Consider the following 22,672-nt stretch of genomic DNA (forward strand, 5'->3'; position numbering starts at 1 on the left):
CCCAACTGTTGCACTTCAAATGTGAATCCACACCCCGGCTTTCGCCGGGGTGACATCTGTGGGTGGGGCGAATGCCGAGACACACAAGCCCCGGGATGACACTTCTATTTCTGATTGAATAAGAAGACGGCAACACGCACTGAGTCTGCCGCTTCTGGATTGCTTCGCTCCGCTCGCAATGACGGGTTAGGGGATTGCGCTAGAGCGCTCCCTCAGAACAGGCCCAGCTGTTTCGTGTCGGGCTTCTTCGTGCGGGCGGGTTTTTCGGGGGCGGGGTCGATCACTTCGCGCTCGAGCAGCGAGGGGTCGTCGTTGGCGACGTTGTTGATCCGTGTGCTGATGGGTGTCGCGTCGAGCAGATCGCCGGGGGCCGGGCGCAGCAGGGCCTGGGCTTCCTTCAGCGGGGTGGCGGGGTCGAGCCAGGTATCCCAGTCCTTCTCGTCCAGGATCACCGGCATGCGATGATGGATCGGGGCCAGCGTCTCGTTGGCTTCGCAGGTGACGACGGCGCAGGAATCGATTTCGCTGCCTTCGGCACTGGCCCAGGTTTCCCAGAGCGCGGCCATGGCGAAGGGCTGGCGTTCGCCGTTTTCGGCGCGGCGGCGGATCACATAGGGCTGCTTCGGACCTTTTCCCTCCGCCTTCCATTCATAGAAGCCGTCGGCCGGCATCAGGGCGCGGCGGTGGCGGAAGGCGCCGCGGAAGGAGGGCTTGTCGGCGATGGTTTCAGCGCGGGCGTTGATCAGCAGCGATTGCGGCATTTCCTTCGTCCAGGACGGCACGAGGCCCCAGCGGACCAGCAGGAAATGCCGCTGCGCGCCGTCGCGGAAGACGATGGGGACCGGCTGGGTCGGCGCGATGTTGTGGCGCGGCGGGAAATTCGGCTTCTCGAAATAATCGAAAAGCTGCCGCATCGCCTCGGGATTGGTGGTGATCATGTAGCGTCCGCACATGTATCAAGGATAGCACAGACAGGACAAGCGCGGTTGTTACGTTGTATCATTTCCCTCAACCAGGGAGACGACATGGCGGCGCGCGCGGCGGTTCACGCCCATACATCGCATAATCACCGGGCCTGCATCGAGGATGCGCTGGCAACCGCGCGGGCGCTGTGCGCCGAGCGCGGGGTGCAGCTGACGCCGTTGCGCGAGAAGGTGCTGCAGATCGTCTGGAAGAGCCACAAGCCGGTCGGCGCCTATGAGGTGCTGGACGAGCTGGCGCAGACGCATAAATCGGCGCGGCCGCCCACCGTCTACCGGGCGCTCGACTTCCTGATGGCCGAGGGCCTGATCCACAAGATCGAATCGCTGAACGCCTATCTCGGCTGCATCGAGGCAGGCGCCCCGCATTCGGGCCAGTTCCTGATCTGCCGGCAATGCGGGGCGACCGAGGAAATCGTCGATGCGAAGCTCGAAGCGGCGCTGGCGGCGGCGGCCGCCCGGGCGCATTTCCGGCCCGAGCGCAAGGTGGTCGAGATTTCGGGCCTTTGCGCCCGCTGCGGAAAATAGCCTTGCGTTGAAGCTTTGCCGCCATCGTCTACACTCGCGGCCGATCCCGCCCGCGCAACCCCGGAGCACGCGCCATCATGATCCGCCGGACCCCATTCAGCGCCCTGCTGGCGCTCGCCCTTCTGACCGGCGCCGCGCCGGCGCTGGCGCAATCGGCCAAGTTCGAACCCGGCACGCGTTCCGGCCCCTTCGTCGCGACGGCGAAATCGCTGAGCGATCTGGTGGGCGACGGCTACCGCATTCGCGGCAATCTGGGCACGGCGCTGATCCTGCAGAAGGGCGCCTCGGTGTTCTCGTGCCAGATTCCGCCCGATCCCGAAAATCTCGACTTCAAGCCCTATTTCGTCTGCGCCGAACTCAACGAGTTGCCGCGCGCACCCGAAGGGCGGGCGCAACCGCCCCGATCGGGTCATTGACCGGCGCCGCGCCGGGCTTCCGTATTCGCATCGCCAAACAGGAACATCCAGAGGAGACACTTCATGGCCTACAAACCTTTCGACCTCTCGGGCAAGGTCGCGCTGATCACCGGCGGCAATGGCGGCATCGGCCTCGGCATGGCGGACGCCATCGCGCAGTCGGGCGCCGATGTGGCGATCTGGGGCACCAATGAGGAGAAGAACAAGCGCGCCGCCGCGCAGCTGGCCGCGCATGGCGTCAAGGTCCATGCGCGCAAGGTCGACGTGTCGGACGAAAGCCAAGTCGTCGACGGGATCGGCGCGACGGTGAAGGAACTCGGGCGCATCGACGCGGTGTTCGCCAATGCCGGCGTCGGCTTCGGCGCGCCATCCTTCATCGGCATGACGACCGAAACCTATCGCAAGACGCTGGCGGTCAATCTCGACGGCGTGTTCTTCACGCTGCGCGAGGCGGCGCGGCACATGGTCGATCGCGCCAAGTCGGGCGATGCCGGCGGTTCGCTGGTCGGCGTGGCCAGCCTGGCGGCGATCGAGGGCGCGGCGCGCAACGAGGCCTATGCGGCGACCAAGGGCGGCGTGATCTCGATGATCAAGAGCGTTGCGGTCGAACATGCGCGTTACGGGATGCGGGCCAACGCGATATTGCCGGGCTGGATCGCCACCGACATGACGGCGCAGGCGCAGGCCGCGCCGGCCTTCGCCGAAAAGGTCATTCCGCGCGTGCCGGCCCGGCGCTGGGGCGAGCCGGCCGATTTCGGCGGCGTCGCGGTCTACCTCACCTCGGATGCTTCGTCCTATCATTCGGGCGACACATTCGTGGTCGATGGCGGCTACGCGATCTTCTGAGGGCAGATGACCGACAAGCGGAACGGCACAGCGGGCGGCGCGACCGCCGATATCGACCGGCGCCTCATTCTGATGGCGCGCACGGTCGTCGTGCTGTTCCGCCAGTTCGAACGGATCGCGCGGGAGATGGACATCACCATTCCGCAATACCGCTTCCTGCTGTTTCTCAAGCGCGGGCCGAAGCGGGCGGGCGAGCTGGCGGTGGAAGCCGCGATCCGCAAGCCGACCGCGTCGGGCCTCATTGCCGACATGGAAAGGCGCGGGCTGATCGCACGGGCGCCCGACAAGGATGACGGGCGCAGCGTGCGGCTGACGCTGACCAGGAAGGGGCTCGCCAAGCATCGCGAATTCGAGGAGGCGCTGGCGCGCTACCTGCCCTCGCTGCTCGATGAAGGCGATGCCGAGGCCATGCTCGATGCGTTTTCGGAGCTTGCCTATATCATCGACGCCCAGCGCGACGGCGCGCCGCTGGAGGTGGAGGAGTGAGAGGGTTGTGGTTGTGGCACCCCCTCACCCTTCCCACCGACGCGGCTTCCGCCGCATCGGTGGGCCCCTTCCCTCTCCCCTGCGGGGAGAGGGAGGGAGCCGTCGTCAGACGGCGGAAGGGTGAGGGGGCGCCACAGCATGCAGAGGGGGAGATGAATCAATGAGCCTCGATCTCAATCCGGTTTCGGTGGCCGATTACCGCGCACTGGCGCGCAAGCGGCTGCCGACGCAGCTCTTCGACTATATCGATGGCGGCTCCTATGCCGAGGCGACGCTCGGCGACAATGTGGCGGCCTTCGAACGGCTGAAGCTCCGGCAGCGGGTGCTGCGCGACGTCTCGGCAATCGATACCGGCGTCGAGATCTTCGGGCAGCGCTGGACGTTGCCGGCGGCCCTCGGGCCGGTCGGTTTCGCCGGCATGTATGCGCGGCGCGGCGAGGCGCAGGCGGCAAAGGCGGCGGCCGGTTTCGGCGTGCCCTTCTCGCTCTCGACCGTCGGCATCTGTTCGATCGAGGAAGTGGCAAAGGCGAGCGCCCAGCCCTTCTGGTTCCAGCTCTATGTGATCAAGGATCGCGGCTATGCCCGCGCGCTGATGCAACGCGCGCATGAGGCGGGCTGTCCGGTGCTCGTGTTCACGGTCGATCTGGCGGTGCTGGGCTCGCGCTATCGCGACATCCGCAACGGGATGAACACGGCGATGCCGCTCGGCAAACGCCTCAAGGTGGCGCTGGATTTCGCGCGGCGGCCGGGCTGGATCCGCGACGTGGCGCTTGGCGGCAAGCCGCTCGATTTCGGAAATCTGCGCGAAGCGGTGCCCGACGCCAAGGGCTTCGGCGAATTCGGCATGTGGGTCGCGCGCAATCTCGATCCCGGCATGACCTGGAAAGACCTCGAATGGGTGCGCGCCAACTGGCCCGGCAAGATCGTCATCAAGGGGGTGATGGACCCGGAAGATGCGCGGCTGGCGATGGCCGAAGTGGCGCCGGAGGGGATCGTCGTTTCCAATCATGGCGGACGGCAACTCGACGGCGCGCCGGCGACGCTCGACGCGCTGCCGGCGATCCGCGAGGCGGTGGGCGACAAGACGACCGTGCTGCTCGATGGCGGCATCCGCAGCGGGCTCGACGTGGTCAAGGCGGTGGCGCAGGGGGCCGATGCCTGCCTCCTGGGACGCGCCTGGGCCTTTGCGCTGGCGGCGCGCGGCGAGGCGGGTGTCCGGGCGATGCTCGGCACGATGCGGCAGGAAATGCATGTCGCGATGGCGCTGACCGGACACACGAAAGTCTCGGAGATCGGACGCGAGACGATTGCGGATTAATCGCTGCGGAGGTCCGGCTGGCGGAAGGCCGGATCGACAACCGCTTCGACATCGGACGCCGTCACGCGCCGGCCCTTTCCATCGACATAAGCGACGGCTATTTTTCCACCGGCCGATTTCGAGCGCAGCGTCAGCGGCAGCTTTTTCTCACCGAGATATTTGTCGCCCCATTGCGTCATCGCCATGAAAGGCAGCGCCAGCGCCTGCCCCATTTCGGTCAGCGGATATTCGGCGCGGGCGCGCTGGCCCGCCTCCCGGTAGGTGCGGCGCTTCATGATGCCGCTTTCGACAAGACCGGCCAGCCTGTTGCTAAGCACGGTGCGTGGAATGTCGAGATCGGCCTGGAAATCGTCGAAGCGGCGGATGCCGTAAAGCGCCGAGCGCAGGATCATCAGGGTCCAGCGATCGCCGATCAGCTCGAAGCTGCGCGACAGGTTGCAGTCGGCGGCGGCGACCGGCGAACGGCGGACCGGGGGCATGTACTTCTTGTTCTTTTCCGTCATGACGCCAGCCTATCTGAGTTGCATATCCGTATCCAGCCTGTCAGGATGCCCGCATCAAAGTCCACAAACTGGATTCAGATAGAGGGGCGAAGGCGATGCGCGATCTCGAACAGGACGATCCGCTGGAGGATTTCGCGCGCCGCGCGGTCACGCTCAACGGCGTTGCGAAGCAGGTTTACGTGGCGGGCGCCGGCCCGGCCGTGATCGTGATGACCGAGATGCCCGGCATCAGCCCGCATGTGGCGCGGTTCGCGCGTTGGGTGCGCGAGGCGGGCTTCACGGTCTACATGCCGTCGCTGTTCGGCCGTGACGGCGCCGTGCCGATGGCCGATGAAGGCGCGGCGGTTTTCCAGCGTGTTTGCGTCAGCGCCGAATTTCGTGCTTTTGCCGCCAACGCATCGAGCCCGGTGACGCAATGGCTGATGGCGTTGGCGCGGCTGGCGCATGAGGAATGCGGCGGGCCCGGCGTCGGCGCGATCGGCATGTGCTTTACCGGCAATTTCGCGCTGACGATGATGCTCGAGCCCGCCGTGCTGGCGCCGGTGCTGTCGCAGCCCTCGCTGCCGCTCAACGAACCGGCGGGGCTCGAAATCGCGCCTGAGGAAATCGCGGCCGTCAGGGCGCGGCTCGACCGCGACGACCTGACCGTGCTCGCCTATCGCTTTGCCGGCGACAGTATCTGCCGGGCGGAACGGTTTGCGGCTTATGCGGAAAAGCTCGGCGACCGCTTCATCGGACGGACGCTGCCGAACGAGGCGGCGAATATGGATGTCGCGCCATTCTTCGCGAAACACGTCAACTATCCGCACAGCGTGGTGACGCAACACCTGATCGACGAGGCGGGACAGCCGACAATTGCCGCCCGCGACGAGATTTTGGCGTTCTTCGCGCGGCGGCTTGGAACGGCATGAGGCGCTAGAGGCCGAGTTCGGCGCGGGCCGCGGCTTTCAAGAGCGGAAGGCGAACCGCGATGACCTGCCAGACGATTTCGGCGTCCACGTCGCCGTAGTCGTGACGCAGGATGGAGCCGAACCTGCGCAAGTTCGGAAAATCGACTTCGGGATAGCGGCTGTCCAGCATGTCGCCGATCTTGCGTGCGGCCTCGCATATGCGTTCAAGACACCGTTCGACGGCGTCCTGCGCCAACGGACTTGCGCGAAAAGCCGCTTCGTCCATGCCCTGGACATGACCCTCGATCCGCGAGGCCTGATCGAGCATGTCGGCGATGCGCTTTTGAGGGTCGCTAGAAGACATAGATTTCGTCTTCCGCGAGATGGGACATGAGTTCCGGCTTCATGTCGGGACGGCGGCGGACGATGTCGGTTTTCATTCCGACGAGACGTTCGACCATGCCGCCGATGCCCGCAAGATCGACAATGTCGATGCGGCGCGCGGGATCGATGTCGACCACCACGTCGAGGTCGCTATCGGGACGATCCTCCATGCGGGCGACGGAGCCGAAGACGGCGAGATGGCGGACGCCACGCGCCTCAAGTTCGGGTCGCGCTTTCTGCAGTGTACGGAGTACATGGGCAAGGCGGCTCTTGTGCCGAGGGCGATCCGTCAGCACGGACTGGAGTGCCTGAAGGCTGGCGCGGAGAGGCGCGCCCCTGCCCTTCTCGAAATTCACGAGGGTCGCCCGCGAGACCCCGGCGCGGCGGGCAAGCTCGGCCTGGGTCAGGCGCAAGCGCGCGCGGGCGGCACGACAGTCGGCCGGGGTGAGGGTTTGGGCAGCGTCCATGCGTCAAGACTGTATAATATTATTCTTTTTGTCAAATATTATACATCTGGCCGTTTGTTTGTCACCCATGGGCCCCCTGAGTTCACAAACGAAGTGCAACACCAGCCTGCGCCGGAGTGACAGCTTTTCCCGGCATCGTCCGGCCTGTTGCGCGGGCGGGAGAAAGCCCTACTCCGCCCTGATGATGCGCAGGATTTCGCCGTTGGGCGCATCCGTCAGCAGGTAGAGCGCGCCGTCGGGACCTTGCCGCACGTCACGGATGCGCTTGCCGAGATCGGCGAGAAGCCTTTCCTCGCCCGTCACCCTGTCGCCGTCCAGCGTCAGGCGGTAGAGGCCGGGGCGGGCCAGGCCGCCGACGAAGAGATTGCCCGTCCAGCCGGGGATCGCGTCGGCCGTGTAGAAAGCCATGCCGGAGACGCCGATCGAGGGCGTCCAGTGATGGATCGGGTCTTCGATGCCGGGCGCCGATTTCTCGCCGGTGCCGACCGGCGTGAGATCGTAATTGACGCCGTGGGAGACCAGCGGCCAGCCATAGTTCCGGCCGGCATGCGCGATGTTCAGTTCGTCGCCGCCGCGCGGCCCGTGTTCGTTGGTCCAGAGCTGGCCGGTTTCGGGATGCAGCGCCGCGCCCTGCTGGTTGCGGTGGCCGTATGACCAGATTTCGGGCTGTGCGCCGTCCTGGCCGATGAACGGATTGTCCTCCGGTACCGAACCGTCGGGAAAGATGCGCACCACCTTGCCGAGATGGGAATCGAGCGCCTGCGCCTCTTCGCGCATGCCGACACGCGAACGCTCGCCCAGCGCGATGAAGAGATGCCCATCCTTGTCGAAGACCAGGCGCGAACCGAAATGCAGATGGCTGTCCTTTTTCGGCTGCTGGCGGAAGATCACCTCGACATCCTTCAGCTGGAACGCGCTGTCGCCTTCGAGGCGGCCACGGGCGACCGCGGTGCCGTTGAGGCGGCCCTCGCCGGCTTCGGCATAGCTCAGATAGACGAGGCGGTTTTCGGCGAAGGCCGGATCGAGGGCGACATCGAGCAGGCCGCCCTGCCCGCGCGCTTCGACTTCGGGCACGCCATAGATGGCGCCGGAGACTTCGCCGTCCGGCGTCACCACGCGCAGCAGGCCCTTGCGTTCGGTCACCAGCATGCGGCCATCGGGCAGGAAGGCGAGGCCCCAGGGATGGTGCAGGCCCGAGGCGACGGTCTCGACCCGGATGGAGGCCGCCCCGGTCGCATGGATCTGGCCGGCCTGGGCGGGGGCTGCGGCATAAAGGCTTGCGGCGAGAAGGAGGGCGGCGGCGCTGCGCATCGGTTCCGGGGTCCTTTCGGCGGATTTCGGGGCGGGTTGCCCATCAAGCTAGGGCCTCGGGCGGCGCGGACAAGCCCCGCGATGCGGGCAGGCTTCTTGACAGGGCGGGTCCCATGTTTTTTAGTTAGGTAACCGAACTAACTGACCGGGGCCACGCCCCTCCCCCGTCCCAGAGGAAATGCAATCATGACCATCCGCACGCCGCTTTGCGACCTTCTCGGCATCAAGTATCCGATCATGCTGGCCGGCATGGGCGGGGTTTCCTATGCCGAACTCGCCGCTGCCGTTTCCAATGCCGGCGGCTTCGGCACGCTGGGCATGGCCGGGCTGCAGCCGGAGCAGATCCGCGAGCAGATGAAGAAGGTGCGCGACCTCACCGACAAGCCGTTCGGCGTCGACCTGCTGGCCGCGGTGCCGGAATCGCTGGAGCGCACCGCCGATGTGATGATCGAGGAAGGCGCGACCGCCTTCATTTCGGGGCTCGGCGTCCCCAACAACATTCTCAAGAAGCTGCACGATGCCGGCATGAAGGTGATGAATGTCTGCGGCACGGTCAAACATGCGGTGTCGGGCGAACAGGCCGGGCTCGATGCGGTGATCGCGCAGGGCACCGAAGGCGGCGGACATACCGGCAAGGTCGCCGGCATGGCGCTGATCCCGCAGGTGGTCGATGCGGTCAAGAGCATTCCGGTGATCGCGGCCGGTTCGATCATCGACGGGCGCGGCCTGGCCGCGGCGCTCGCCTTCGGCGCGCAAGGCGTCTGGATGGGCACGCGCTTCATCGCCTCGAAGGAAGCGCATGCCGGCGACATGTACCGCCAGGTGATCGTCGATGCCAAGGACACCGACACGATCGTCACGCGCTGCTATTCGGGCAAGACGATGCGCGTCTTCAACAATCCTTACGTGCAGGACTGGGAGAGCCGTCCTGGCGACATCCAGCCCTTCCCGCAGCAGGCGATCCTTTCGACCAAGGCGAATGTGATGGGCGGTATCGGCGGCCAGATCGAGGGGCTGGAGCGCGACCGTTCCTGCTTTGCGATGGGTCAGGGCGCCGGCGGCATTCACGAGGTGCTGAGCGCGGCCGAGATTGTCGAGAAGACGATGGCGGAAGCCGAAGAAGTGCTGGCGCGCCTCAAGAAATTCGGCTGAGAAAAAGCGCCTTCTTCCGGGCCCGCTTCCTGCAGCGCAGCCTGCGACCCGCCCGAAAGGCGGGTCCAGGCGCCAATTCCGGCGCGGAACGGGACGTTGAATGTCCGGATTCGGGACAAAAGCGCGGGATGGATGGAAACGCGGCGCCGGCGCGGCGCTGCTGGCCATGCTGTTGACGCTGCCGCCGGCGCACGCCGCCGCGCAGACCGTGCCGGCCGAAATGTTCCGGCTGGCCGAGGTGCTGGGCGCCGTTCATCACCTGCGGACCGTTTGCGGCACCCGCGAGGGACAGCTGTGGCGCAACAAGATGATCGAGATGCTCGGCGCCACCCGCCCGACGGATATCGAACGGCAGGAGCTGATCGCGCGCTTCAACGATGCCTTTCACGGCATGCGCGGCCGCTACACGACCTGCTCGCGCACCGCCGCGGCACAATCGGACAAGCTGTTCGAGGAAGGCCAGCGCATCGCGCAGGAACTGGCCGTCAAGGGATATGGCCGCCCGGCGCGCTGAGACCGCGGTGCCTCGGCCCGATCACGCGGCCCTGTGACCCGTTGCGAGACAGCCGTTTCGGCCGCCGGCGCGGCCGTTAACCTCCGTTTCATGAATCGGGAGACTTTCGGCACAGGTATGTTACAAAGGTCAGGACATCAACCGCGTGAGGCGGGTTTGCCAGCGGTCCGAGACCGCGCGAGCCGCCGGATCGAGGATATAATGGCCGAAGATTTTCCTGGCGACGCAACCTTCCGCTCCCTCGACGAGGACGGGCATGAAAGCTCGTCGCTGTCCGAGTCCGAACAGCGCCGCGTCGCGCTGCAGCACATTCTGGATGCCTGGGACGAAGCGCTGGGCGAAGGCGTCGATGCCGACATCCTGGCGACGACGGCGATTTTCGCCGCACTGTCCGACATGGTCGAAGCCTATGGCGAGGAAGCCGTGGCCGACATGGCCGGCGGCCTGGTCGATCGGGTGCGGCAAGGCGAGTTCACGCTCAATCGCGTGATGAACTGAGTTCCGGCGAAAGCCGAAACAGAAAAGGCGGGCCATGAGGCCCGCCTTTCCGGTTTTCAGCGCCGCGTTCAGAGCATCACTTCGATCAGGCGCGGGCCCTTCTGCTTCATTGCCGATGCAAAGGCCTCGGCGAATTCTTCTGCCGTTTCGACGCGGACCGATTCGACGCCCATGCCCTGCCCCAGCTGTACCCAGTTCAGTTCCGGATTGTGCAGGTCGAGCATCGAGAGCGCCTTGGGCCCCGGATTTTCGGCACCGACGCGCATCAGTTCGATGTTGAGAATCGCATAGGAGCGGTTGGCGAAGATCACATTGGTCACGTCGAGCTTTTCGCGCGCCTGCGTCCAGAGCGCCTGCAGCGTGTACATCGCGCCGCCGTCGCCATGCAGGCAGACCGTCTTGCGATCGGGACAGGCGACCGCGGCGCCGGTCGCCAGCGGCAAGCCCTGGCCGATGGCACCGCCCGTCAGCGACAGATGATCGTGTGGCGCGGCCGTCGCGGTCGCGATTGCCGAACCGATGCCCGAGGTCGCCGCCTCGTCAGAGATGGTCGCATTGTCGGGCAGATAATGCGCGACGATCTGGCCGGCCGTGAACTGGTCGAGATTGCCTTTCGGGAGATCGGGCTTCTGCAGCGGCGCGACATTGGCCGGGTCCTTCGGCGCGCCGATCGCCGAAGCGACGGCTTCAAGCGCGGCGACGCCATCCTCATGCGGATGCGCCAGATAGAGAATGTCGGCACTGTCCGGCGTGCACCAGCTCGGCTTGCCCGGATAGGCAAAGAACGAGACCGGCGGCTTCGAACCGACCAGAATCAGCTGTTCGACATCGGCCAGCGTCTCGACCATCTGTTCGGCGAAATAGGGGATGCGCTCGATCACGACCCGGCCCGCGCCGCGCTGGAGACGCGGCGCGAAGGTGTCGCACATGATGCGTGCGCCGGAAGCGGCAGCGATGCGACCGGCAGCGATCAGGCCTTGTTCCTTCAAAGCCGCGCCGCGCACAAGGATCGCCGTCTTCCTGCCGTTCTTCAGCGCCTTCGCGGCGGCGTCGACAGCCGAGGAGGAGACAGCCGCCGGCGCGGTCAAGGGCAGCTTCGGTGCCGGATGCTCGGCTTCGAGCCATGCGGTGTCGGCCGGCAGGATCAGTGTCGCGATCTGGCCGGGCGGCTGCATTGCGGCATGGACCGCACGCGCGCCATCTGCGGCGACGGTCTTCGGGCTGGTCGATGAATGGACCCAGCCCGAGACGGGGCGCGCGAAGCCGACAATGTCGGAGGCCAGCGGCGCATCATATTGCGCGTGATAGGTTGCGTGGTCGCCGACGATGTTGACGATGGGCGTCGAGGCGCGGCGCGCATTGTGGAGATTGGCCAGACCATTGGCCAGGCCCGGCCCCAGATGGAGCAGCGTTGCCGCCGGCTTCTCTGCCATGCGGCCATAGCCGTCGGCCATGCCGGTGACGGCTCCCTCGAAGAGACCAAGGATCGCACGCATGCCCTCGACCTTGTCGAGCGCGGCCACGAAATGCATTTCCGAGGTGCCCGGATTGGAGAAACAGACCTCCACGCCCGAGTCCACCAGCGTCCGTACCAGACTTTCCGCGCCGTTCATTGACCGCTCTCCCTGAGTTCGTTTTCCTGCAATCTAGACCATCAGAGGAGATGCGTCACCGCCACGCGGATCAGCACCACGACACCGAAGATCACGATCAGCCCGCCCGAGACATGATTGACCATGCCCAGCAGGCGGTCGTTCATGCGGTGACGGAAAAGACTGACAAAACCCGAAACGCTGGCCCACCAGATCAGCGAGCCGACCGCAACCGCGACGACGACCGTCGCGGCATGGATGTAGTCGTCGCCGGCCGAGGCAAGACCTGCCACGCCGCCGAATATCGCGATGAATCCCAGCATGGTGGCCGGATTGGTGATGGTCAGCACGAATGTCGTGACGAAGACCCTGGCCATGGCCGCGGCCATGGCGGCCGAAACATTCGCGTTGCCGTCGCCGTCCGCCGGCGACGCATGCGGCTTCGAAAACCAGGTGCGCAGGCCGAGGCCGAGCAGGAAGCAGCCGCCGACGATCTGCAACAGAGTTTCGATACGGATGACGAAATCGATCGCCTGGGTGATGCCGAAAGCGGCAATGACGGCAAAGAGCGCATCGCCTGCGGCGGCCCCGCCCCCCGACAGAAAGCCGTTGACCGGGCCATAGCGCAAGGTGCGGCGAATAACGATCAGATTGACCGGACCGATGGGTGCGGCAACCGCCAGTCCGATCGCAACGCCATTCACCACCAGACCGAGATCGATCATTCCAGGTTCCGTTCTCGCGGTTCAGACAACGACAATGTCGTTGCCGGGCGGATCGGCATAGAGCTTTTCAACAAGGTCGGCACGGCGGCCAAGCGCCACCGATTGATTGATATAACCCTTGTCGGTCAGTTCGCCGGCATCGACGCTTGGCGGCTCGACCATCAGCAGCGCACGGACAACGCGCGTGCTCGATCCGGGATGACCCTTGTTGTGGGCGCGCATGCCCTCGGCCAGACGCGCCAGCACCGCCGGATGATGGACGATGTCCTCGGCCGCAAGGCTTTGATCGCCGGCGATGTTGCGGCAGGCGGGAATGTTGGGGAAGCCGAGCAGGCCGATATATTCGCGGTCGAGACCGGCAATCAGCGCATCGGACAACACGCCGTTCGAGGCGGCGACCGCATCAACGCGCAGTTTGCCGGCACTGACCCAGGTCCCGGTCGAGAGCTTGAAATCTTCCGCCACGCGGCCGTCGAAGACGAGGCCTTCGAGCGGGTTTTCCGGATTGACGAAACGCGCGCCGTCGCCGAGGCGGTAGAAGCCCTCCTCGTCATAGGCGTCGCGGGTTTTCTCCGGGTTCCTGTAATAGCCCGGCGTGATGCAGGCACCGCGGACACGCACTTCCATCTTCTGTCCAACCGGCGCCAGCTTCAGTTCGACGCCCGGCAGCGGCAGGCCCAGCAGGCCCATACGTTCGGTCGGCCAATGGACGTTGCAGATGGTGGGCGCGGTCTCGGTGGCGCCATAGCCCGAGGAAAAGGCGATGCGCTCGCCGGACGCGGCGATCGCCACGCGCTGGATACGTTCGTAGAGATCCTGGCTCAGTGCGGCGCCGCCATAGGCGAGCGTCCGCAGGCGCGAGAAGAAATTCTTCGCCAGCGCCTCGTCGCGCTCGAGTTCGTCGGCCAGCATGGTGTAGGCCGCCGGCACGTTGGAATAGGCGGTGGGCGCGATCTCCCGCAGATTCGCCACGGTTTCGGCGAAACCGCCCGGCACCGGACGGCCGCCATCGATATAGAGCGTGCCGCCCGCGACCAGCAGGTTGTTCAGGATCGCATTGCCGCCGAAGCAATGGTTCCAGGGCAGCCAGTTGAGCAGTACCGGCGGCTCGTCATCGTCCTGCTCGACGGTCACGCTGCGCGGCATCACCGAATTGACGCACATCATGCGCTGCGTCGTGATGACGGCCTTCGGCATGCCGGTGGAGCCGGAGGTGAAGAGATATTTGGCGACCATGTCGGGCGCGAGCCGCGCATAGCTCTCCTCGACGGCGGGCCCGGGCGTGGTGTCCGTCAGGTCGGCAAAGGCGGTGCCGCGCGAGGCATCGACCGTCACCAGTTCGACGCCATCGAGATTCAGTGCCGCCAGACCGCGCGCGAAGGAAGCGCTCTCCTGCATGAAGATCAGCTTCGGTTCGATCAGATCGACGACATAGCGCAGCTTCTCGAAATCGGAACTCATGGTGCTGTAGGAGGGCGAGACCGGCGCGACGGGCACGCCCGCGAGAATCGCCCCATAGGTCATCAGCGCATGTTCGATCGAATTGCCGGAAAGGATCATCACCGGCGCCTGCTGCCCGAGACCGCGATCGAGAAGCGCCTGCGCGATCGCATTGACCTTGCGATGGGCCTCGGCATAGGTCAGCAAATCCCAGTCGCCGAAACCTTCCGTCGCAGGCCGGCGCTTGCCGAGCCAGATGCGATCGGGCGCCTCGGCCGCCCATTTGCGGATCGGCTCGATCAGATTGGCAGGCGTCGGCCGCAAGGGATGCGGATTGCGCAAGACGATCGAACCATCGGGGCGGCGTTCGACCTCGACTTTCGGCTCGACATAACGGGCGTCGCGGAAGGGCGGCAGGTTGATGTCCACGTCTTCGGTTCCCGCGGCTCAGGCGTTGACGTCGACGATGACGCGGCCACGGACCTTGCCCGCGACAATGTCGTTTGCCAGATGCGGCACATCGTCGAGCTTCGCGCGGACGCTCATCGCTGCGAGCTTCTTCATGTCGAGATCGGCGGCGAGGCGCTTGTAGGCCTCAATGCGGACGGACTTCGGCGCCATCACGCTGTCGATGCCGCAGAGCGTGATGCCGCGCAGGATGAAGGGGGCAACGGAGGCCGGCAGGTCGAGGCCCTGCGCCAGACCGCAGGCGGCGACCGTCCCGCCATATTTCGTCATGGCAAGGACATTGGCCAGCGTGTGGCTGCCGACCGCGTCGACCGCGCCGGCCCAGCGCTCCTTGCCGAGCGGCTTGCCGGGCGCGGAAAGCTCGTTGCGATCGATGATCTCGGCCGCGCCGAGGCCTTTCAGATAGTCCGCCTCGGCCGCGCGGCCTGTGGAGGCAATGACGCGGTGGCCGAGTTTCGACAAGAGCGCGATCGCGACCGAGCCGACGCCGCCCGCCGCCCCCGTCACCAGCACATCGCCCTTGTCCGGCGTCACGCCGTTCTTCTCGAGCGCCAGCACGCAGAGCATGGCCGTGTATCCGGCCGTACCGATCGCCATGGCCTGTTCGTTCGAAATCGCGTCGGGCAGCTTGACCAGCCAGTCGCCCTTGACGCGCGCCTTCTGGGCGTAGCCGCCATTGTGGCCCTCGCCGACGCCGAAGCCGTTGAGGACGACGCGGTCGCCGGGCTTGAATTCCTTGTGATCCGATTTCTCGACCTTGCCGGAGAAGTCGATGCCGGGAATGAGCGGCCAGGAACGGATGATCGGCGCCCTGCCGGTCAGCGCCAGGCCGTCCTTGTAGTTGACCGTCGAATATTCGACCGCGACCGTCACATCGCCGTCCATCAGATCGGCCTCGGTGAGGGTCACGAATTCGGACTTCGGACCCTGATCGGTTTTCGATACGCGGAGGGCGCGGAACTTGTCGGTCATCTGGCGGAATCCTTCCCTGGGAAGATGCGATTTCTTGCGGGCTGATTTCTGTCGGTTTCCAGCCTCTTGCGGCGACAAACGAGCCCAAATCGGGGGCCGGGTCAAGCGCATGCCGGTCCGCTGGCACTCACCTGCCGCTGCGAGTGCCAAGCTCATGATTCCATTGAAAGAATCGGCTTGTAGCGAATTTGTCAATCTCGACGCGCGAAAATTTGCTCCCTAGGATTCCGTTGTATTGCTTCGTTATCCGGAGGTGTCGCGTGAGGCAGGTTTCCGATTTCAAGAAGTTGCTCGACGGCTATCGACTTGTGACAGCCGAAATTCTCTACCGGATGCCCGATCATCCGAAGCTGCTGCAGAGCTATATCTGGCAGGATTTCGACATGGCGCCGAAATACCCGGTGCTCGGCAAGTTCCTCGATTTCTGGAACCGCGAGCTCGACGGGCCGATCCATTCGGTCACGGTCGGGACAAGGCGGGTGATCCATCCGTCAGAATTCGTCCGCGCGGATTTCGTGGCGACGATCCACTGACCGCCGGGGCTCAGTGCCCCGGCAGATTTTCGACGAAGAGGATCGGCTCGCCCGGCGCCGAGCCCTGCAACTCATCCTCCCACATGACGCGGTGGCCACGTACCACGGTGCCAACGGGCCAGCCCTTGACCTTCATGCCGTTGTAGGGCGTCCAGCCGCATTTCGAAGCGATCCAGCTGTCTTCGATCACGCGCGTCGCACGCATGTCGACGATGGTGATGTCGGCGTCGTAGCCGACCGCAAGGCGGCCCTTGCGGGCCATGCCGAAAATGCGCTGCGGACCTGCGGAAGTGAGATCGACGAAGCGTTGCAGCGTCAGACGGCCTTCGTTGACATGGTTCAGCATCACCGGCACCAGCGTCTGCACGCCCGGCATGCCCGACGGCGATTTCGGATAGGTCTGTTCCTTTTCCTCGATCGTGTGCGGTGCGTGATCCGAACCCAGTACATCGACGATGCCGGCGGCGAGGCCGGCCCAGAGCCCGTCGCGATGTTCGTGACCGCGGATCGGCGGGTTCATCTGCGCCAGTGTGCCGAGCGACTCGTAGCATTCGGGCGCTGCCAGCGTCAGGTGCTGCGGCGTCACTTCCACCGTCGCAATGTCCTTGTGTGCGCCCAGGACCGGCATTTCGTCGGCGGTCGAGACATGCAGCACATGAATGCGCTTGCCGGCCTCGCGCGCCAGACGCAGCAGACGGGTGGTACAGAGTACGGCGGCTTCGGCATCGCGCCAGACATGATGCGTATCGACATGGCCCAGCAGGGCCAGATCGCGGCGCTCGCGCAGACGAAACTCGTCTTCCGAATGAACGGCAGCGCGGCGGCGGATCGCCTTCAGCACGCGCAGCACATCCTCGTCCTTCTCGACCAGCAGGGTGCCGGTGGAAGAACCCATGAAGATCTTGATGCCGCAGCAGCCGGGTTCGCGCTCGATGTCGGCGAGGATGTCGACATTCTCCGTCGTCGCGCCGCCGTAAAAGGCGAAGTCGCAATACATGCGGTGGCGGGCGCGGGCGACCTTGTCGGCCAGCGCATCGGGCGTCGTCGTCGGCGGTCTGGTGTTGGGCATTTCGAAGACGGCGGTGACGCCACCCAGCGCCGCGGCGCGGCCGCCGGATTCGAGGTCTTCCTTGTGTTCGTTGCCGGGCTCGCGCAGGTGAACCTGGCTGTCGATGACGCCGGGCAGCAGATGAAGCCCCGTCACATCGACCGTTTCGGCCGCAGCGATGCGCGACAGATCGCCAATGGCGGCGATGCGGCCGTCGCGGATGGCAATATCGGCGCGACCGGTTCCGTCATGGTTCACGACCGTGCCGCCGCGGAAAACGAGATCACATGTCTGGCTCACACCGGGCTCCGCTCGGACTGGGGAGCAATATTGTCGCCGCTCCCGGCCGTTCGCGCCAGCAGATCCGTGGCGGCCTTTTCGACCGTTTCGACGGTCAGTTCGAGCATGTAGTTGCGGCCGCTCGACAGATAATTCTCGCCTTCCTCGGCGACCAGCTGTTCCAGCGAACGGGGCACCCGCACCGTGACCGATTTCGGGCCCCAGGGCGCATAGATCGCATCGGCGGTCGGGCCGAACAGCCCGATGGTGGGCGCGCCGGCCGCGGCGGCCAGATGCATCAATCCCGAATCATTGCCGACATAGAGACGGACCCGCTCCAGACAGGCCGCGGTTTCGTCGATTGCGGCGCCGACGAGATCGATCCGGCGCTCGGGCGGCACGGCGTCGAAGAGCGGCTGGCAGATGTCGCGCTCGCCCGGACCGCCGGACACCAGCAGATGCGCGCCCGCCATCGGCGCACCCGGCGCGGTCAGACGGCGCGCCAGCTCGGCAAAACGCTCCATCGGCCACATCTTGTAGGGCCAGGCGGCCGTGGGGCCGATCGCCAGCACGGTCAGGCCGTCGGGGATCAGGACACGGGCGCGGGTGCGGTTGATCGCACCCGGCCAGACGCGCGGATCGGGCGGCGGATCGAAATCCGCGACGGTCGCATTGTGCGCGACACGATGCAGCCGGTGATCGGGCTTCAGGATGTGACGCTTTCCGGTCCAGAGCAGCCAGGCCGTTGCCGAGCCGCGCAGATCGACCACCACATCCCAGCGCCGCAGCATGACGGCGGCCAGCAGCTTGCGCCAATGGCCGGCGCGCGGCGCCTTTTTCATCTCGATGATTCGGGTAACACCCGGCGCGTGGCGGAAGACCGGCGTCGCCAGCGGGCCGCAGGCGACCCAGAATTCGGCGCCCGGATGGCGCTCGGCCAGGCCGGCCAGAATGCCGGTCGACAAAACCGCGTCGCCGAGGCGATTTGAGGTGATGAAGAGAATACGCATCGCGCTCCGCCGGGCCCCACGTCTCCGCGGGTTATAGGTGCCCGGGCCGTGAAAGCCAAGCCGGACGCTTGCCGGCGCCGGGCCGCAGGCCTACATCTGGTGGCACCATGAACCGGGGCCAGAAACCATGAACGGGGTCAAGACCTGTGCGCTCAGCGAGCGCGGGGTGCTGCGGGTGGGCGGGCCGGATGCCCGGAGCTTCCTGCAGGGGCTCGTCACCAACAATATCGACCTGGCACAGCAAGACCGCGCGGTCTATGCCGCGCTGCTGACGCCGCAGGGCAAATTCCTGTTCGATTTCTTCATATCGGCCGATCCTGCCGACAACGCGGCCCTGTTGCTCGATTGCGACGGCGCCCGGATGGCCGATCTCGTCAAACGCCTGACCATGTACAAGCTGCGGGCCAAGGTCGAAATCGAGGATATCAGCGCGACGCAGGGCGTGGCCGTCTCCTGGCACGCGGACGGCGCGGCAGTGGCGGCGACGGTCACGCAGCGCGCCGACCCGCGCCTTGCCGCGATGGGCGCCCGTGCGATCCTGCCGCGGAACCGGCTTTCGGCAATTGACGGCAAGGCGGCCGAATGGCACCGGCACCGGATCGGCCTCGGCGTCGGCGACGCGGCCGCGGATTTCGAACCCGACCGGAGCTTTCCCCTGGAGGTCAATCTCGATCTTCTCAATGGCATCGATTTCCACAAGGGTTGCTTTGTCGGACAGGAAGTGACGTCGCGCACCAAACGGCGCGGCAGCGTGCGCAAGCGGCTGGTGCCCTGCAATGTCGAAGGTGACCTGCCGCCGCCCGGCACGCCGATCAAGGCGATCATGCGCGAGGTGGGCATGGTCTTTTCAGGCGACAGGGAGACGGCGCGTGTGCTGGCGCTGCTGCGGCTCGACCTGATCAAGGATGCCACGCTCGAAGCGGGCCCTTCGGGCCTCGTGCCCGACATTCCCGGCTGGATGCGCGCCGAGGTGCCGGCAGAAGGACAGGACGATGACGGCTGAAGCGAAGCGCTGCCCCTGGCCGGGCGAAGACCCGTTCTATGTCGCCTATCACGACGAGGAATGGGGCGTGCCCGAATATGACGACCGGGCGCTGTTCGAGAAGCTGGTGCTGGACGGCTTTCAGGCCGGGCTTTCCTGGATCACGATCCTCAGAAAGCGCGAGAGCTTCCGCGCGGCCTTCGACGGCTTCGAACCGGAGCGTATCGTCCGCTACAGGCCCGCGAAGATCGAGAAACTTCTCCAGAATCCCGGCATCATCCGGCATCGCGGCAAGATCGAGGCGACGATCGGCAATGCGCGCGCCTGGCTCGACATCATGGAGGAGGATGGCGGCTTCTCGGGTTTCCTGTGGGACATCGCCGGCGGCGTACCGAAACAGAACAAATGGAAACGCATCGGCGACGTTCCGGCCGAAACGCCGATGAGCGTCGCGATGTCGAAGGCGCTCAAGGCACGCGGCTTCAAGTTCTGCGGGCCGACGATCGTCTATGCTTTCGCGCAGGCGGTCGGCATGGTCAACGATCATCTCGTCACCTGTCCGCGACATGCCGCATGCGCGACACTGGCACACGCGCCGAAAAGATAATTCAACACCGTTACGCGCATTCATCCCGACACGAACAATGTTCCGCCACATTGTCGGCACATGCGAGCCATGTTGCGCGCCTAGCCTCCGCTTCGATTGATTCAGCGGAGGGAAATCAACATGTTCAAGCGCCCCAAGGGTGTGTCCGACCCCGACCCGGAGGCGCAAGGCAGCGCCACCCGTTCCAGCAACAATTCAGCAAGCTCACACCGTTCCGCCATTGCCGATGACGACGGCAAGAGCGGAACGCGTGTCGTGACACCATCCTACCAAGCAAGGAAACCAGCCGTGCGCCAGCTCCAGACATCCGGACCGCAGTCCGCTTCGCCATCCACCGCCGCCGCCAATCTCCATGTCGGCCGCGGGCTCAAGCTTGAAGGCAAGATCCAGTCCTGCGATGCGCTGGTGATCGAGGGCGATGTGCAGGCGACGATCGAAAGCGGCACGCTGACCATCACCGAGACCGGCGAGGTGCGCGGCGACGCGACGGTGGACGAGGCCGAAATCAACGGCAAGTTCGACGGCACGCTGGTGGTCCGCAAATGCCTGACCATCAACGCGACCGGCCGCATTACCGGCACGGTTCGTTATGGCGAGTTGCGCGTCGAACAGGGTGGCCAGGTCAGCGGCGAAATCCAGGCCGAAGACGCCAAGCAGGCGGCGCGCCCGGCCCTGAAGCCGGCCGACAATGGCGAGAACAAGTCCGACGGCAAGATCGAGAGCAGCAGCCCGCGCTCGAGCTCGATGGCCTGACGCCGGTCAGGGCACCAGCCATTCGGCCGCCACGCCGTCCGCCCGCCAGCGGATGCGTGCGCGGCGATGGCCGCTGCGGCTCAGCACCACCAGATCGGCTTCGTCGAAGGCGAAACGGATCACCGCGAAATTGGCACGGCCCTCCTCGAGTCTTTCGGGCGCAGGGATGATGCCTTCGACCTCGGCCGGCAGGCCGGATGTCGGGGCCGGGCTCGGCGTGCCGGGCGCCGCGACGGCCAGATAGGCGCGCCGGGAGGGCAGTCCGGCGGCCGCCCATGCCGCTGCGGCCGCCGCCCCCGTCAGCGGCACGGCGCGGCCGGTCAGGCGCAGTTGCACATCGCGCCGCGGATCGTAAAAAAGCATCGCGGCGCGCAGCTCGCGCTCCAGCTCGGCCACCTTGGCCGACCGCGCATCGGTGAACAGCTCCAGAACGCGCTCCGTCTCGTCGAAATTGCGCAGAATCACCGTTCTGGCCGCCGGCGCACCATCCAGGGCGACGGTGGCCAGCACCGGTTTACGCAGCGGCGAGCCTGCATTTGCCGCGCCATCGGCCAGCAGGTCAACGGCCAGCACCATCATGTCGTCGAGCGTCAGGGCCTGCAGCGCCGCGCCCTCAAAGGGCAGAAGGGCCGCCTGCGCCGGGGCCTGGTCGTCAGCCATATCGGTCTCCAATCCGTTCAATCGGGCGCTCGGCAGTAGAAACGCCGGACAGCCTGCTCTAATTTAACCCGGCGGCAGGGGGAAGGCCGCATGCTTCTTCGGAACACGATTGTCCGAGATGCCCAGTGCAAGAAACATCCCGGAATGCGGGCCGGAAAACAGATCAAGAAGAATCGGGTGGACATTGACCAAAGTCGTCATCAGCGGGACCGGCGTTTTCACTCCGTCCCAATCCGTCAGCAACGCTGAGCTCGTCGAAACATTCAACACCTTCGTGCGCCGTCACAACGAGCGGAACGCCGATGCGATCGCGCGGGGGGAGATCGAGCCGCTGGCGGAATCGAGCGTCGAGTTCATCGTCAAGGCGTCGGGCATCGAGTCGCGCTATGTGATGGACAAGTCGGGCATTGTCGATCCGGAGATCATGGCGCCGCGGCTGCGGCAGCGTTCCAACGACGAGCCCTCGATCCTTGCCGAGATGGCCGTCGATGCGGCGAACAAGGCAATGAAGCGCGCCAACAAGACGGCGGCCGATATCGACGCGGTGATCGTCGCCTGCTCCAATCTCGAACGCCCCTACCCGGCCATTGCCGTCGAGGTCCAGGACCTGCTCGGGATCGAGGGCTTCGGCTTCGACATGAACGTCGCCTGTTCGTCGGCCACATTCGGCATCCAGGCTGCCTATGACATGCTGCGCTCGGGTTCGGTCGATTGCGTATTGATCGTCGATCCCGAGATCTGCTCGGGCCATCTCAATTTCCGCGACCGCGACAGTCATTTCATCTTCGGCGACGTCTGCACGGCGATCATTCTCGAACGCGAGGAAACCTGCACGGCCGCGGGCGCGTGGGAAATCATCGGCACGCGGCTGCTGACCAGGTTCTCCAACAACATCCGCAACAATTTCGGCTTCCTCAACCGCGCGACACCGGAAGGCGTCGGCGCGAAGGACAAGCTCTTCGTGCAGGAGGGCCGCAAGGTCTTCAAGGAAGTGGTGCCGATGGTGTCGGCCCTCATCCTGGAGCACATGGCCGATGCCGGGCTCGACCCGAAGGACCTGAAGCGCATGTGGCTGCATCAGGCCAACAAGAACATGAACGACATGATCGGCCGCAAGGTGCTGGGCCGCGACCCGGAACCGGGCGAGCAGCCCAACATCCTGCAGGAATATGCCAATACGAGTTCGGCAGGCTCGATCATCGCTTTCAACAAGTTCAGCGAGGATCTGAAGCCCGGCGATCTCGGTCTGATCTGCAGCTTCGGTGCCGGCTATTCCGCCGGCAACGTCCTGGTGCGCAAGCGCGCGTGAG

26 protein-coding genes are annotated in these 22,672 nt (G+C 65.5%); 14 read left to right on the forward strand and 12 right to left on the reverse strand.

Features of this window, described 5'->3' with window-relative positions; translation table 11 throughout:
- Positions 1–212: 212 nt before the first annotated feature.
- A complete protein-coding gene (locus AAC071_RS09335) occupies positions 213–953 on the reverse strand; it encodes an SOS response-associated peptidase (protein ID WP_339831958.1) in 741 nt (246 codons plus the stop codon).
- A gap of 72 nt (positions 954–1,025) precedes the next feature.
- Here AAC071_RS09335 and AAC071_RS09340 point away from each other — a divergent pair, with 72 nt between their 5' ends.
- From AAC071_RS09340 to AAC071_RS09360, 5 genes are all read left to right on the forward strand, one after another.
- Positions 1,026–1,508 (forward strand): Fur family transcriptional regulator, encoded by a 483-nt coding sequence (locus tag AAC071_RS09340; protein WP_339831961.1) that lies wholly within the window; start codon positions 1,026–1,028, stop codon positions 1,506–1,508.
- Between the two features lie 77 nt (positions 1,509–1,585).
- A complete protein-coding gene (locus tag AAC071_RS09345) occupies positions 1,586–1,924 on the forward strand; it encodes a hypothetical protein (protein ID WP_339831964.1) in 339 nt (112 codons plus the stop codon).
- Between the two features lie 63 nt (positions 1,925–1,987).
- Positions 1,988–2,770: an SDR family oxidoreductase gene (locus tag AAC071_RS09350; RefSeq protein WP_339831966.1), complete on the forward strand. Its 783-nt coding sequence runs from the start codon at positions 1,988–1,990 to the stop codon at positions 2,768–2,770.
- 6 nt (positions 2,771–2,776) lie between these two features.
- Positions 2,777–3,256 carry a MarR family transcriptional regulator gene (locus AAC071_RS09355; protein ID WP_339831967.1) on the forward strand — a complete coding sequence of 160 codons (480 nt, stop codon included), beginning with the start codon at positions 2,777–2,779 and terminating at the stop codon, positions 3,254–3,256.
- A gap of 160 nt (positions 3,257–3,416) precedes the next feature.
- Positions 3,417–4,574, forward strand: a complete 1,158-nt coding sequence (locus AAC071_RS09360; protein WP_339831968.1) for an L-lactate dehydrogenase — start codon at positions 3,417–3,419, stop codon at positions 4,572–4,574.
- Here the strand turns inward: AAC071_RS09360 and AAC071_RS09365 are convergent.
- Complete coding sequence (locus AAC071_RS09365; protein ID WP_339831970.1) at positions 4,571–5,077, reverse strand: helix-turn-helix domain-containing protein; 507 nt, start codon at positions 5,075–5,077, stop codon at positions 4,571–4,573. The two genes, AAC071_RS09360 and AAC071_RS09365, sit on opposite strands and share 4 nt — an antisense overlap.
- Before the next feature lie 95 nt (positions 5,078–5,172).
- Between AAC071_RS09365 and AAC071_RS09370 the strand changes: the two genes are divergently transcribed.
- Positions 5,173–5,988, forward strand: a complete 816-nt coding sequence (locus tag AAC071_RS09370; RefSeq protein WP_339831971.1) for a dienelactone hydrolase family protein — start codon at positions 5,173–5,175, stop codon at positions 5,986–5,988.
- A gap of 4 nt (positions 5,989–5,992) precedes the next feature.
- Here the strand turns inward: AAC071_RS09370 and AAC071_RS09375 are convergent, their stop codons facing one another.
- The 3 genes from AAC071_RS09375 to AAC071_RS09385 form a co-directional block, all read right to left on the reverse strand.
- On the reverse strand, positions 5,993–6,331 hold the full coding sequence (locus AAC071_RS09375; RefSeq protein WP_339831973.1) for a HepT-like ribonuclease domain-containing protein: 339 nt from the start codon (positions 6,329–6,331) through the stop codon (positions 5,993–5,995).
- Positions 6,321–6,818 (reverse strand): helix-turn-helix domain-containing protein, encoded by a 498-nt coding sequence (locus AAC071_RS09380; protein ID WP_339831975.1) that lies wholly within the window; start codon positions 6,816–6,818, stop codon positions 6,321–6,323. Before AAC071_RS09380 ends, AAC071_RS09375 begins: the two co-directional genes overlap by 11 nt.
- Positions 6,819–6,986: 168 nt before the next feature.
- Positions 6,987–8,129: a PQQ-dependent sugar dehydrogenase gene (locus AAC071_RS09385; protein WP_339831976.1), complete on the reverse strand. Its 1,143-nt coding sequence runs from the start codon at positions 8,127–8,129 to the stop codon at positions 6,987–6,989.
- 186 nt (positions 8,130–8,315) lie between these two features.
- Here AAC071_RS09385 and AAC071_RS09390 point away from each other — a divergent pair, with 186 nt between their 5' ends.
- The 3 genes from AAC071_RS09390 (at position 8,316) to AAC071_RS09400 (ending at position 10,293) form a co-directional block, all read left to right on the forward strand.
- A complete protein-coding gene (locus AAC071_RS09390; RefSeq protein WP_339831978.1) occupies positions 8,316–9,281 on the forward strand; it encodes a nitronate monooxygenase family protein in 966 nt (321 codons plus the stop codon).
- A 100-nt stretch (positions 9,282–9,381) separates the two neighbouring features.
- Entirely contained in the window at positions 9,382–9,795 is a 414-nt protein-coding gene (locus AAC071_RS09395) for a TIGR02301 family protein (protein ID WP_339831980.1), read from the forward strand.
- 201 nt (positions 9,796–9,996) lie between these two features.
- Positions 9,997–10,293, forward strand: coding sequence for a hypothetical protein (locus AAC071_RS09400; protein ID WP_339831982.1), 297 nt, complete (start codon positions 9,997–9,999; stop codon positions 10,291–10,293).
- A gap of 68 nt (positions 10,294–10,361) precedes the next feature.
- On the opposite strand, the gene AAC071_RS09405 is transcribed toward AAC071_RS09400, so the two are convergent.
- The 4 genes from AAC071_RS09405 to AAC071_RS09420 are packed head-to-tail and all read right to left on the reverse strand — an operon-like array spanning position 10,362 to position 15,490.
- Positions 10,362–11,906 carry an acetolactate synthase large subunit gene (locus AAC071_RS09405; protein ID WP_339831985.1) on the reverse strand — a complete coding sequence of 515 codons (1,545 nt, stop codon included), beginning with the start codon at positions 11,904–11,906 and terminating at the stop codon, positions 10,362–10,364.
- 41 nt (positions 11,907–11,947) lie between these two features.
- A complete protein-coding gene (locus AAC071_RS09410; protein ID WP_339831987.1) occupies positions 11,948–12,610 on the reverse strand; it encodes a LysE family transporter in 663 nt (220 codons plus the stop codon).
- A gap of 21 nt (positions 12,611–12,631) precedes the next feature.
- A complete protein-coding gene (locus AAC071_RS09415) occupies positions 12,632–14,479 on the reverse strand; it encodes an AMP-binding protein (protein ID WP_339831988.1) in 1,848 nt (615 codons plus the stop codon).
- An 18-nt stretch (positions 14,480–14,497) separates the two neighbouring features.
- On the reverse strand, positions 14,498–15,490 hold the full coding sequence (locus tag AAC071_RS09420) for an MDR family oxidoreductase (RefSeq protein WP_339831989.1): 993 nt from the start codon (positions 15,488–15,490) through the stop codon (positions 14,498–14,500).
- Between the two features lie 260 nt (positions 15,491–15,750).
- On the opposite strand from AAC071_RS09420, the gene AAC071_RS09425 reads away from it, so the two are divergent.
- Positions 15,751–16,023 (forward strand): usg protein, encoded by a 273-nt coding sequence (locus tag AAC071_RS09425; RefSeq protein WP_339831990.1) that lies wholly within the window; start codon positions 15,751–15,753, stop codon positions 16,021–16,023.
- A gap of 10 nt (positions 16,024–16,033) precedes the next feature.
- Here the strand turns inward: AAC071_RS09425 and AAC071_RS09430 are convergent, their stop codons facing one another.
- On the reverse strand, positions 16,034–17,371 hold the full coding sequence (locus tag AAC071_RS09430) for a dihydroorotase (protein ID WP_339831992.1): 1,338 nt from the start codon (positions 17,369–17,371) through the stop codon (positions 16,034–16,036).
- Positions 17,368–18,360: a glycosyltransferase family 9 protein gene (locus tag AAC071_RS09435; protein WP_339831994.1), complete on the reverse strand. Its 993-nt coding sequence runs from the start codon at positions 18,358–18,360 to the stop codon at positions 17,368–17,370. Before AAC071_RS09435 ends, AAC071_RS09430 begins: the two co-directional genes overlap by 4 nt.
- A gap of 127 nt (positions 18,361–18,487) precedes the next feature.
- On the opposite strand from AAC071_RS09435, the gene AAC071_RS09440 reads away from it, so the two are divergent.
- The 3 genes from AAC071_RS09440 (at position 18,488) to AAC071_RS09450 (ending at position 20,702) form a co-directional block, all read left to right on the forward strand.
- Positions 18,488–19,363 (forward strand): folate-binding protein, encoded by an 876-nt coding sequence (locus tag AAC071_RS09440; protein ID WP_339831997.1) that lies wholly within the window; start codon positions 18,488–18,490, stop codon positions 19,361–19,363.
- Positions 19,353–19,949, forward strand: a complete 597-nt coding sequence (locus AAC071_RS09445) for a DNA-3-methyladenine glycosylase I (protein ID WP_339831999.1) — start codon at positions 19,353–19,355, stop codon at positions 19,947–19,949. The genes AAC071_RS09440 and AAC071_RS09445 overlap by 11 nt, the downstream gene beginning before the upstream one ends.
- A gap of 120 nt (positions 19,950–20,069) precedes the next feature.
- On the forward strand, positions 20,070–20,702 hold the full coding sequence (locus AAC071_RS09450; protein WP_339832001.1) for a polymer-forming cytoskeletal protein: 633 nt from the start codon (positions 20,070–20,072) through the stop codon (positions 20,700–20,702).
- Positions 20,703–20,708: 6 nt separating this feature from the next.
- Here AAC071_RS09450 and AAC071_RS09455 read toward each other — a convergent pair whose 3' ends face one another.
- Complete coding sequence (locus AAC071_RS09455) at positions 20,709–21,362, reverse strand: pyridoxamine 5'-phosphate oxidase family protein (RefSeq protein WP_339832003.1); 654 nt, start codon at positions 21,360–21,362, stop codon at positions 20,709–20,711.
- A gap of 184 nt (positions 21,363–21,546) precedes the next feature.
- Here AAC071_RS09455 and AAC071_RS09460 point away from each other — a divergent pair, with 184 nt between their 5' ends.
- On the forward strand, positions 21,547–22,671 hold the full coding sequence (locus AAC071_RS09460; protein ID WP_339832004.1) for a beta-ketoacyl-ACP synthase III: 1,125 nt from the start codon (positions 21,547–21,549) through the stop codon (positions 22,669–22,671).
- Position 22,672 lies beyond the last annotated feature (1 nt).

The organism is uncultured Parvibaculum sp. (genome assembly GCF_963975745.1).
Taxonomy (GTDB): domain Bacteria; phylum Pseudomonadota; class Alphaproteobacteria; order Parvibaculales; family Parvibaculaceae; genus Parvibaculum.

Bases quoted from the DNA above. Each gene is read 5' to 3' on its own strand.
- AAC071_RS09335 (WP_339831958.1), bottom strand. From the start codon at position 953: ATGTGCGGACGCTACATGATCACCACCAATCCCGAGGCGATGCGGCAG.
- AAC071_RS09340 (WP_339831961.1), top strand. From the start codon at position 1,026: ATGGCGGCGCGCGCGGCGGTTCACGCCCATACATCGCATAATCACCGG.
- AAC071_RS09345 (WP_339831964.1), top strand. From the start codon at position 1,586: ATGATCCGCCGGACCCCATTCAGCGCCCTGCTGGCGCTCGCCCTTCTG.
- AAC071_RS09350 (WP_339831966.1), top strand. From the start codon at position 1,988: ATGGCCTACAAACCTTTCGACCTCTCGGGCAAGGTCGCGCTGATCACC.
- AAC071_RS09355 (WP_339831967.1), top strand. From the start codon at position 2,777: ATGACCGACAAGCGGAACGGCACAGCGGGCGGCGCGACCGCCGATATC.
- AAC071_RS09360 (WP_339831968.1), top strand. From the start codon at position 3,417: ATGAGCCTCGATCTCAATCCGGTTTCGGTGGCCGATTACCGCGCACTG.
- AAC071_RS09365 (WP_339831970.1), bottom strand. From the start codon at position 5,077: ATGACGGAAAAGAACAAGAAGTACATGCCCCCGGTCCGCCGTTCGCCG.
- AAC071_RS09370 (WP_339831971.1), top strand. From the start codon at position 5,173: ATGCGCGATCTCGAACAGGACGATCCGCTGGAGGATTTCGCGCGCCGC.
- AAC071_RS09375 (WP_339831973.1), bottom strand. From the start codon at position 6,331: ATGTCTTCTAGCGACCCTCAAAAGCGCATCGCCGACATGCTCGATCAG.
- AAC071_RS09380 (WP_339831975.1), bottom strand. From the start codon at position 6,818: ATGGACGCTGCCCAAACCCTCACCCCGGCCGACTGTCGTGCCGCCCGC.
- AAC071_RS09385 (WP_339831976.1), bottom strand. From the start codon at position 8,129: ATGCGCAGCGCCGCCGCCCTCCTTCTCGCCGCAAGCCTTTATGCCGCA.
- AAC071_RS09390 (WP_339831978.1), top strand. From the start codon at position 8,316: ATGACCATCCGCACGCCGCTTTGCGACCTTCTCGGCATCAAGTATCCG.
- AAC071_RS09395 (WP_339831980.1), top strand. From the start codon at position 9,382: ATGTCCGGATTCGGGACAAAAGCGCGGGATGGATGGAAACGCGGCGCC.
- AAC071_RS09400 (WP_339831982.1), top strand. From the start codon at position 9,997: ATGGCCGAAGATTTTCCTGGCGACGCAACCTTCCGCTCCCTCGACGAG.
- AAC071_RS09405 (WP_339831985.1), bottom strand. From the start codon at position 11,906: ATGAACGGCGCGGAAAGTCTGGTACGGACGCTGGTGGACTCGGGCGTG.
- AAC071_RS09410 (WP_339831987.1), bottom strand. From the start codon at position 12,610: ATGATCGATCTCGGTCTGGTGGTGAATGGCGTTGCGATCGGACTGGCG.
- AAC071_RS09420 (WP_339831989.1), bottom strand. From the start codon at position 15,490: ATGACCGACAAGTTCCGCGCCCTCCGCGTATCGAAAACCGATCAGGGT.
- AAC071_RS09435 (WP_339831994.1), bottom strand. From the start codon at position 18,360: ATGCGTATTCTCTTCATCACCTCAAATCGCCTCGGCGACGCGGTTTTG.
- AAC071_RS09440 (WP_339831997.1), top strand. From the start codon at position 18,488: ATGAACGGGGTCAAGACCTGTGCGCTCAGCGAGCGCGGGGTGCTGCGG.
- AAC071_RS09445 (WP_339831999.1), top strand. From the start codon at position 19,353: ATGACGGCTGAAGCGAAGCGCTGCCCCTGGCCGGGCGAAGACCCGTTC.
- AAC071_RS09450 (WP_339832001.1), top strand. From the start codon at position 20,070: ATGTTCAAGCGCCCCAAGGGTGTGTCCGACCCCGACCCGGAGGCGCAA.
- AAC071_RS09455 (WP_339832003.1), bottom strand. From the start codon at position 21,362: ATGGCTGACGACCAGGCCCCGGCGCAGGCGGCCCTTCTGCCCTTTGAG.